The organism is Candidatus Photodesmus blepharonis (genome assembly GCF_000731795.2).
Classification (GTDB): Bacteria; Pseudomonadota; Gammaproteobacteria; order Enterobacterales; family Vibrionaceae; genus Vibrio; species Vibrio blepharonis.
The window spans coordinates 123,665-133,549 of record NZ_JGVK01000006.1 but is presented as its reverse complement, the minus strand read 5'-3'; the positions used below and the strand labels follow the sequence as shown (position 1 = coordinate 133,549).

General features: G+C 37.2%; 12 protein-coding genes. 11 read left to right on the top strand and 1 reads right to left on the bottom strand.

Features of this window, described 5'->3' with window-relative positions:
- From CF67_RS01390 to CF67_RS01365, 5 genes are all read left to right on the top strand, one after another.
- A partial coding sequence (locus tag CF67_RS01390) for a 3,4-dihydroxy-2-butanone-4-phosphate synthase (protein ID WP_034413398.1) occupies nucleotides 1-655 on the top strand: 655 nt, incomplete at its 5' end.
- 149 nt (nucleotides 656-804) lie between these two features.
- Nucleotides 805-1,275, top strand: a complete 471-nt coding sequence (gene ribH, locus CF67_RS01380) for a 6,7-dimethyl-8-ribityllumazine synthase (RefSeq protein ID WP_034413397.1) — start codon at nucleotides 805-807, stop codon at nucleotides 1,273-1,275.
- Nucleotides 1,250-1,717 carry a transcription antitermination factor NusB gene (gene nusB / locus CF67_RS01375; protein WP_034413395.1) on the top strand — a complete coding sequence of 156 codons (468 nt, stop codon included), beginning with the start codon at nucleotides 1,250-1,252 and terminating at the stop codon, nucleotides 1,715-1,717. The genes ribH and nusB overlap by 26 nt, the downstream gene beginning before the upstream one ends.
- Before the next feature lie 62 nt (nucleotides 1,718-1,779).
- Nucleotides 1,780-2,766, top strand: coding sequence for a thiamine-phosphate kinase (thiL, locus tag CF67_RS01370; RefSeq protein ID WP_034413392.1), 987 nt, complete (start codon nucleotides 1,780-1,782; stop codon nucleotides 2,764-2,766).
- Nucleotides 2,759-3,262 (top strand): phosphatidylglycerophosphatase A, encoded by a 504-nt coding sequence (locus tag CF67_RS01365; protein ID WP_034413390.1) that lies wholly within the window; start codon nucleotides 2,759-2,761, stop codon nucleotides 3,260-3,262. Before thiL ends, CF67_RS01365 begins: the two co-directional genes overlap by 8 nt.
- A gap of 597 nt (nucleotides 3,263-3,859) precedes the next feature.
- Here the strand turns inward: CF67_RS01365 and map are convergent.
- Nucleotides 3,860-4,735 (bottom strand): type I methionyl aminopeptidase, encoded by an 876-nt coding sequence (gene map, locus CF67_RS01360; RefSeq protein WP_034413388.1) that lies wholly within the window; start codon nucleotides 4,733-4,735, stop codon nucleotides 3,860-3,862.
- A gap of 277 nt (nucleotides 4,736-5,012) precedes the next feature.
- Between map and rpsB the strand changes: the two genes are divergently transcribed.
- From rpsB to CF67_RS01330, 6 genes are all read left to right on the top strand, one after another.
- Nucleotides 5,013-5,741, top strand: coding sequence for a 30S ribosomal protein S2 (gene rpsB / locus CF67_RS01355; RefSeq protein WP_034413387.1), 729 nt, complete (start codon nucleotides 5,013-5,015; stop codon nucleotides 5,739-5,741).
- 55 nt (nucleotides 5,742-5,796) lie between these two features.
- On the top strand, nucleotides 5,797-6,642 hold the full coding sequence (gene tsf / locus CF67_RS01350) for a translation elongation factor Ts (RefSeq protein ID WP_034413384.1): 846 nt from the start codon (nucleotides 5,797-5,799) through the stop codon (nucleotides 6,640-6,642).
- A 154-nt stretch (nucleotides 6,643-6,796) separates the two neighbouring features.
- On the top strand, nucleotides 6,797-7,531 hold the full coding sequence (gene pyrH / locus CF67_RS01345; RefSeq protein WP_034413381.1) for a UMP kinase: 735 nt from the start codon (nucleotides 6,797-6,799) through the stop codon (nucleotides 7,529-7,531).
- Between the two features lie 86 nt (nucleotides 7,532-7,617).
- Entirely contained in the window at nucleotides 7,618-8,175 is a 558-nt protein-coding gene (gene frr, locus CF67_RS01340) for a ribosome recycling factor (RefSeq protein WP_034413378.1), read from the top strand.
- 99 nt (nucleotides 8,176-8,274) lie between these two features.
- Complete coding sequence (locus tag CF67_RS01335) at nucleotides 8,275-9,012, top strand: isoprenyl transferase (RefSeq protein WP_034413376.1); 738 nt, start codon at nucleotides 8,275-8,277, stop codon at nucleotides 9,010-9,012.
- Nucleotides 9,013-9,037: 25 nt separating this feature from the next.
- Nucleotides 9,038-9,883, top strand: a complete 846-nt coding sequence (locus CF67_RS01330) for a phosphatidate cytidylyltransferase (RefSeq protein ID WP_034413374.1) — start codon at nucleotides 9,038-9,040, stop codon at nucleotides 9,881-9,883.
- The last annotated feature ends 2 nt before the right edge of the window (nucleotides 9,884-9,885 follow it).

Below are 9,885 nucleotides of genomic sequence, written 5' to 3'. Positions count from 1 at the left end.
AGGTCTCGAGCCTGCTGCCGTTATTGTTGAAATTCTTAATGAAGACGGCACTATGGCTCGCCGTCCAGATTTAGAGTTATTTGCTGAAAAACATAATATCAAACTAGGTACTATTTCTGATCTTATTGAATATCGTAATAATACGGAAACAACAATTGAACGTGTTGGTGGATGTCAATTGCCAACGGAGTTCGGTCAGTTCGAATTGATTGTTTTTCGTGATACAATTGACAGTCAGATACACTATGCATTAAAAAAAGGGAACTTAATGGGGGGGGCGCCGTTGGTTCGCGTACATCTTCAGGATACTTTCACTGATTTGCTTCGGAGTGGACGTAACGTGGACGCGGAATGTGTTTGGACAATAGATAAAGCAATGAAACGTATTGGCGAAGAAGGGGGTATTTTAGTGATTCTTGGCAATGAAGAGTCAGCTGATTTGCTTTTGCATCGTGTGAGGTTTTTTGCGCAGCAAGATGAAGGTAAGGGACCAATGATAATGGCGAAGCAGAGGGCTTCACGCCGAGTCGGTGTGGGATCACAAATTTTGTCAAATCTAGGTGTCAGTGATATGCGTCTGCTTTCTTCAACTCAGAATAGATATCACGCACTTGGTGGTTTTGGTCTTAACGTCGTTGAATATATAACGGTTTAAAAAAACAATTTTTAGTCAGGTTATTTTTTATTTTGGTATTCAAAGTAGTTCTTACCTGCCTCTATGCCTGTATTACGAATGAAAGTAGATGTTGTTCTTAATGTATGCTAGGCTCAGATGATGGATATATAGGCTTACAAGGAGTATTTATGAAGATGATTGAGGGTGTTTTTTCAGTGTCGGATGCAAAAATTGCTGTTATTATTTCTCGTTTTAATAGCTTTATTAATGAAAGTCTTCTTTCTGGTGCTGTTGACACCTTAAAGCGTCATGGAGAAATCGGCGAAAATAACATTACTGTAGTTCGTTGTCCAGGCGCTGTAGAGTTGCCACTTGTTGCTCAAAAAGTTGCTGAAACAGGAAAATATGATGCGATTATATCTCTTGGCACAGTGGTTCGTGGAGGGACTCCACACTTTGACTATGTTTGTAGCGAATGTAATAAAGGTTTGATGCAGGTCTCTCTGAAATATAGCATTCCTGTGGCTTTCGGTGTTTTAACTGTTGATTCGATTGAACAAGCCATCGAACGAGCAGGAGCTAAAGCTGGTAATAAGGGTGTGGAGGCTGCATTAAGCGTACTTGAAATGATTGATGTTCTATCAAAAATTGATTCCTAAAAACCATTCTGTGAAACGAGCCGCACGTCGTAATGCACGCCAGTTTGCTCTTCAAGCGATATATTCTTGGCAAATTTCTAAGGATAGCGTTGCTGTAATCAAAGAGCAATTTTTATCCGGTGATGCGTGTTATGATGATACAGGACCCGCTTTAGTTGTATCAGAAACTGATGTAGATTATTTTTGTAAATTACTTACTGGTGTTGTTTTAAGTCATGTGGAGCTTGATCGTCAACTTCGCCCCTATTTATCTCGCTCGATTCAAGATTTAGATGTAGTCGAGTTGGCATTGTTGCGTCTTGCTGTATATGAAATTCTGTATTGTGAAGATGTACCTGATAAGGTAGTTATTAATGAAGCGATTGAGCTTGCAAAAATATTTGCAGCAGAAGATAGTTACAAGTTTGTAAACGGTGTTCTTGATAAGATTGTACATAAATGAATTTAGAGTTCGTTTGTGCATAAAATAAAACTAGTTTTTCCGTTGTTGTTTTGACGTTATATATGTTAAGAACTGAGTTAGATTTGATTAATAGATTTTTTTCTGGCCGTCAAGTACAGCGCAAAGATGTGTTGCTATCTTTAGGTGATGATTGTGCTGTAGTCAAAGTGCCTCAAGGAGTTAGGATTGCTGTCAGTACTGACACCCTTGTCGGAGGTACCCATTTCCCGTTGAGTGCTAATCCGGCTTGGGTAGCCCATAAAGCCTTATCATCAAATATTAGCGATTTAGCAGCTATGGGAGCTACTCCTGCGTGGCTTTCTCTCGCTTTGACTATCCCAAAACTTGACAAAATTTGGTTAACAGCTTTTTCTTGTTCATTTTTTGAACTAGCTGATTGTTTCGGTATGCAACTTATAGGTGGTGATACTACTAGAGGGCCGTTGAGTATCACAATAACTGTACAGGGTTTTTTAAGAGAAAATAGGATTTTAAAGCGTGATGGTGCTAAGGTGGGAGATTGGATTTATGTAACCGGAAATTTAGGTGATAGTAGGGCAGGATTGGAAGTCATCCTCAATAGTAGAATATATGATAATGATCCGCTTGCTAAAGAGTTGGAAAGAAGACATTATCTTTCTAGTCCACGTGTTTTAGTTGGTCAAGCCTTGTTGGGTTTAGCTAATGCGGCTGTTGATATTTCGGACGGTCTAATTTCTGATCTTAAGAACATTCTTAAAGCTTCTTGTGTTGGGGCTTCTGTTGATGTTTCATTATTGCCTATTTCTCAAGAACTTGTTCAGTTTGTTGGTGGTAGTATATCTACGGCTCAACAATATGCATTAAGTAGTGGAGAAGAGTATGAGCTATGTTTTACTGTTCCAGAACAAGAAAAAAGTTCAATTGAGACAAAATTGGTTCATTGTGATGTGAAAGTATCGTGTATTGGACGAATAGAGTCTATTGATACCTTGAACCTCCATGCAAAAGGAGAATCTCTTAATTGGAAACTAAATGGCTATGATCACTTTAAGGACAACAATGGTTAACCGAGTTTCTCCACTTTCTTTTAAAAATCCATGGTATTTTATAGCAATAGGCTTTGGTAGTGGTTTGTCTCCTGTAATCCCTGGAACAGTAGGAACATTATCAGCTATACCATTTTACTTACTTCTTGTGCAGTTACCTGTGTCTATTTATATTGTCGTTGTTTTTTTTTCATGTCTTGCTGCTGTTGGTATTTGTCAAGCAGCTTCTGATGATCTCGGTGTTAGAGATCATTCCTCAATAGTATTAGATGAGTTTGTTGGTTTTTGGATTACTATGCTTGTGGTGCCTGTATTTAATGTTTCAGTAATGGATTGGAAGTGGATATTGACTGGTTTTTCGCTTTTTCGCTTTTTCGACATTCTAAAACCGTGGCCAATTGGTTGGTTCGATAAGTATGTGAATGGCGGGCTAGGTGTTGTTCTGGATGATGTTATTGCGGGTATTATAGCTGGATCTGTTCTTTGGATCATTGGAAGATGTGCAGGATGGGTATAATAATTTCATGAAGAAAGTACATCATAACTCGTCTAAACATTATTGCTTATTGTAAAGGATGGTCTCTGGAGTAGATTTAAAGGTAGCTTATCTAATGTAATCACTTTTTATATAATAAACGTAATGGAATTTAATACTTATCGTTCTTAACATTTTCTTTATTAATTAAAAGCTAAATTTTTATTTATTTAGTTTAATGAAAGTGGACTGGTTGCCATTATACAGCATGCATAATATACCCAAGAAGAAATTTTGGTATTTGATTATTGCAATATTCAGCACGGATTCAGAAACCAAGGTGATTGATTTTTTTAAATAATATGAAATCGCGTGAATGAAATTGCTTTTAAATTTGAGATTTATAAAAAATATCGCCACTCCGATAAAGTAATTGAGTGTTTCGGAGCAATTGCAATATAACTAATATCATATCAATACTGCTACAAACCATGTAATAGTGAAGCTAGAGACTTGGTATGCTTATAAGGAAATCTGAAGTATGATTATCTAGAATTTTTTTTACAATTTTAAAAACCTTTAACAAGTTAGGTGACAGAGTCAGATGTACGTTAAGTCATACCTGTGTTATTGCTCTGGTTAGTCATTAATTAACTTATCAATTTTTTCTTCTTTTCGAAGTGTTAGTACTTCGTAACCTTCAGAGGTAACAAGAATAGTATGTTCCCATTGAGCGGAATTTTTCCCGTCTTCAGTAAAAACGGTCCAACCGTCAGTAGTATCTATGGTGCAGGCAAACTTACCAGCATTAATCATTGGTTCTATGGTAAAACACATGCCTTCTTTCAGTGTAAAGTGATTATTATTCTTATGATGAACTACCTGAGGATCTTCATGAAACTTATTACCTATACCATGACCGCAAAAATCTCTTACAAGGGAGAATCGATTATGAGGATCTTTTTTATTGATATCTTTAATGTATCTTTCAATTGCGGTACCGATATTGCCAAGTTCTGCCCCTGGTTTGACTTGGCGTATGCCAACATACAGCGCTTCTTGTGCAACCATGCATAAACGCTTATTTGCTGGTGATACGCTACCAACTAAAAACATTTTAGATGTATCACCGTGGTATCCTTCGGGTCTTTCCGAAAAGTTTGCATCTGTATTATCTGGAAGGACAACGGTAACATCAATATTTATGATGTCACCATCTTTTAGCAATGCTGGCTTAATTTTCCCTCGAGTACCTAATATGTCCTTCGTTTCCGGAATACCATGACAAACGACATGGTTTATTGATGTACAAATTGACTTAGGGAAACCATGGTAATTAAGTGTAGCTGAGTAAGCACCTTTTTCTAAAATGTAGTTGTGGCAAATATCATTAAGTTCATTTGTCGTCATACCTTCTTGAATATAGGGTCCTATCATTTCAAGCACTTTGGCGGCAATCTGACCAGCCTGACGCATCCTTTCTATTTCATCGATTGTTTTTATCTTGACAGACATTTTTGTATGAATATCTAATAATCAAACATCCTGTAAGACTAACAAATTTTTTACTATTTGCAAAACAATGTTTGATTTATAAGTCGAAACAATATGTCAATAAACCATGTTATTTAGTCTAATTTTCGGAAGTTTTATTAGCTATACATCTATGAAATATGATATAAGGATCTTAAATTTTGTACATTCTTCAATGATCTCTTGGTGGGGATCCCGGTCCTTTTTTTAAAATGAGGTATATGGAATGTGCAGGTGAACCCTTGTAAAGGATTTTAAAATGGTAACTGTGTCAATGCGTGATATGCTTAGAGCTGGTGTACATTTTGGGCACCAGGCTCGTTATTGGAATCCTAAAATGAAGCCATTTATTTTTGGTACTCGCAATAAAGTTCATATAATTAATCTAGAAAAAACTGTTCCGATGTTTAATAGAGCTTTGGCCAAATTAGCTAAGATTGGAGAAAAAAAAGGTAAGGTTCTGTTCGTTGGTACTAAGCGTGCTGCATCCGAAGTTGTTAAAGAGGCAGCTATTGAAAGTGGTCAATTTTATGTTAACAACCGCTGGCTAGGTGGTATGCTAACAAATTACAAGACTGTTCGTCAGTCTATCAAACGTTTAAAAGAATTAGAAGTTCAGTCGCAAGATGGTACGTTTGATAAGCTTACTAAGAAAGAGGTTTTAATCCGTACTCGCGAAATGGGAAAGTTAGAGAAGTCTCTTGGTGGTATCAAGGATATGTCTGGTTTACCGGATGCTTTGTTTGTGGTCGATGCCGCTCACGAGTATATTGCTGTCGAGGAGGCAAACAACCTAGGTATTACGGTTTATGCTGTTGTTGATACCAATTCTAATCCAGATGGTGTGGATTTTGTTATTCCAGGGAATGACGATGCAATTCGTGCAATACAACTTTATTTGAGTACTGTTGCTAAAACGATTATTGAAGGTCGAAATAAGGACGAGGCAATTGTTCTTGCTGAGAAGGATAGTTTTGTAGAAGCTTAATTCTATAAACTTTTCGATTTTTTTGCTTTGGATAGAAAAACTGAGGATGTTGTAGATGGTAGCTGTAACTGCTGCTTTAGTAAAAGAGCTTCGTGCGCGTACTGGCGCAGGCATGATGGAGTGTAAAAAAGCACTTGTTGAAGCTAACGCTGATGTTGAATTAGCAATTGAGAATATGCGTAAATTTGGTGTAGCAAAAGCGGCTAAGAAAGCTCGCAATGTTGCAGCTGAAGGCATTATTGCCGTTAAAGAGGTTGATGATTTCGCGCTTCTTTTGGAAGTAAATTGCCAAACTGATTTTGTCGCTAGAGACGCTAGCTTTATAGATTTCGTAAACAAAGTTGCTGAGTTTGCTCTGATTTCTAAAGCATCCGTTAATGATCTGAAAATGCGTTTTGAAAAAGACCGTGTTATTTTGGTAACTAAGATAGGAGAAAATGTTGATATTCGTCGGGTTCAATACATTGAAGGTTCTAAGCTGGTTTCTTATTGTCATGGTAAAAAAATTGGTGTCGTTGTTTCTGGAGAAGGTGATGTAGAAGCTCTTAAGCATGTTGCTATGCAGATAGCAGCATCTCGTCCTGAGTTTTTGAAACCGGAAGATATTCCTCCTAGTATTATTGAGAAAGAAAAAGACATTCAAATTGAACTAGCTATGAATGAAGGGAAGTCAGCTGATATTGTTAAACAGGTTGTCATGGGTCGTATAAGAAAATTTACAGGAGAAATTTCCTTAACTACACAGGCATTTATAATGGAACCTAAAAAATCTGTTGGTGAAATGCTTAGAGAGAGGTTTTCTTCAGTTTCGACATTTATTCGTTTAGAAGTAGGTGAAGGTCTTGATAAAGCTGAGAATATTAGCTTTGCTGAGGAAGTATCATTAGTTCAAAAGGGTTAATTCTTTTGATGACTCTGTAAAATATAGGACCGTAGCTTAGCTGCGGTCTTTTTACGCGTAGCATTATTTTACCTAATGGGTAGGTCTATTAAATTATTGCAAGTTATTAATCTTTGTACGGTGATTGATTCTTGTTTTTAGAAAGGTAAATTTCATGGCTACAAACCCTAAACCAGTTTATCGGCGTATTTTATTAAAACTGAGTGGCGAAGCGTTGCAATGTGAAAAAGGGGGGGGTATTGATACTACGATTCTTAATCGTGTTGCTAAAGAAGTGAAAGAACTAGTTGAGCTTGATGTGCAGATTGGTATTGTTATAGGTGGTGGTAATTTGTTTCGTGGATCTATCCTTGCTAGATCTGGAATAAATCGAGTGATCAGTGACCAAATGGGAATGTTAGCTACAGTTATAAATGGCCTTGCTATATATGATGCTTTACACCATATTAATGTAGATGCTCATGTAATGTCAGCTATATCTTTAGAGGGTATATGCGCTGATTATAATTGGGCTGATGCGATTAATAAACTAGATCAGGGTTATGTATTGATTTTTACTTCGGGTACTGGTAATCCGTTTTCCACTACTGATTCTGCTGCATGTTTGCGCGGTATTGAAATGGAGGCTGATATAGTTTTAAAAGCAACCAAAGTAGACGGTGTGTTTGCTAAAGATCCTATAGCTAATCCAGAAGCAGAGTTGTATGATAGACTTTCCTATCATGCTGTTCTTGAAAGGGGTCTGCAAGTTATGGATTTAGCAGCCTTCATACTGGCTCGTGACCATAAAATGCCGATTCGTGTTTTCAATATGAAGAAGTTAGGTGCATTGCGTCGGGTTGTTATGGGTCAAGCTGAAGGTACTTTAATTGGTGATGTAATGAAGTAGTATTATTAGTATAGGAGATAGTCGGTGTTCTCAAATTTACAGCGCTAAGCTTTTCTTGAAATAAAATATGAATTTAGGGTGAAATTGTGATTAATAAAATCAAAAATAATACGCAAGAACGCATGGAAAAAAGCGTGGAAACACTGAAAGATAAACTTGCTAAGATTCGTACGGGGCGTGCGCATCCCAGCCTTCTCTTTGGAATTTCTATCGAATACTATGGTGCTGTCGTACCTTTGAATCAGGTTGGTAATATTGTTGCTGAAGATTCGCGTACACTTACAATTACAGTTTTTGATAAGGATTTAATTGTAAAGGTAGAAAGAGCAATCTTGGAATCAGAATTGGGTTTAAATCCGATGTCTTCTGGTACAACTGTACGCGTGCCGCTTCCTCCACTAACTGAAGAGCGCCGTAAACATTTAGTTAAGCTTGTTCGCAGCGAAGCCGAAAATACCCGTATAGCTATCCGTAACATTCGCCGTGAGGCAAATAGTGATCTTAAAGTTTTGCTGAGAGATAGAAAGATCTCAGAAGATGTAGATCACAAAACGCAAGAAAAGATTCAAAAAATGACAGATTTAGCAGTAAAGAAAATTGATACAGTTTTAATTCTGAAAGAGAAGGATTTGATGGAAGTTTAAGAATTTAAACTTTAATTGAAGGTTTTGCAGTATTCTATGTTCTATATTAACTTGCTATTTGTTGTTATTTGGATGTTTGATTTTTACTAAACCATTCCTATGCAATACTCCAGATTTTCTGTCAAAGCTTTGCCTAAGCATGTCGCAATCATTATGGACGGAAACGGTCGTTGGGCTAAAGCACAGGGAAAGCCTCGTATTTTTGGTCATAAAAATGGTGTAGAAGCAGTTCGAAAAACAATTTCGGCTGCTGCTAAATTAGGAATTAGTGTAGTCACTTTGTTTGCGTTTAGTAGTGAAAATTGGCGTAGGCCTGAAGAAGAGGTAGCGGTATTAATGGGATTGTTTGTTACAGTTCTTTCCACGGAAGTAAAAAAATTACATAAAAATAATTTTTGTCTTCGTATCATTGGCGATAAGAGTCGCTTTAATGAGAACTTGCAAAAAAAGATGGCTCAGGCTGAGCAAATGACAGCGATGAATACTGGGATGGTGATAAACATTGCGGCAAATTATGGTGGTAAGTGGGATATTACAGAAGCAATGAAAAAGATCGCCATTAAAGTTCAATCTGAGGAGCTTCAACCGTCAGATATTGATGAGAATTTGATCACGAATCACCTAGCTACATCAAATATACCTGAGGTTGATTTGTTGATCAGGACTAGTGGTGAATGTAGGATCAGTAACTTTGTGCTTTGGCAGTTGGCATATGCAGAAATATACTTTATACCGATTTGTTGGCCAGACTTTGGAGAAGATAGTTTAATTGAGGCAGTAACGTGGTTTGTTGATCGTGAAAGACGCTTTGGTTGTACTGATGAACAAATAAGTTGATGGAAAATTAAGAGGGTTCATTAGCTTGAAACAAAGAATTGTTACTGCACTTGTTTTAGTTCCGTTGGTGATACTAGGAATATTTGTACTTCCTTTGTTTGCGTTTGTAACAACTTTAGCAATTATAACATTAGTTGGTTTTTGGGAGTGGACTCAATTTGTTGAAGAGGAATTTCGATTTATAGCACTTATGCCAGCAGTTGTGATTATTAGCAGTTTCAGCTTTTTGCTTATTTCTTTTGATTCAGTTAGTTTTAACGCCCAACTTTCTGTTCGCTATCTAGTTCTCGCCATCGGAGTGATATGGTGGTTAGCTGCTAGCGGGTTAACCGTTACATATCCTCACTCAAGCAAGTTTTGGCAAGGTTCAAAAATTTTGCATCATTTGTTTGGAATTCTGACTCTAATTCCATTTTTCTGGAGTGTGCTATTGTTGAGAGCAGAAAGTACAGAAACCTCTCCTTACCATGGAGCTAAGCTTGTGTTGTTTGTGTGTCTTATTGTCTGGTTGGTTGACAGCGGAGCTTACTTCGCCGGAAAAAGTATGGGGAAAAGAAAAATGGCACCATCAGTCAGTCCAAACAAAACGATTGAAGGCTTGCTTTGTGGTATCATTACAGCAGGGATAGCTTCTTGGTTTCTTGCCCAGTGGTTTGAGATTGAGTTTTCAAGTCCTATGTCTATGATGTTAATTATTTTGGTTACCGTGGTCATTTCAGTTTTTGGCGATCTTGTCGAAAGTATGTTTAAACGCGTTTCGGGTATTAAAGATAGCGGCAATATGATTCCTGGTCATGGTGGCGTTTTAGATCGAATTGATAGCCTAACTGCTGCTTTTCCAGTATTTACTCTTCTGTACTTTATATTTTAAGT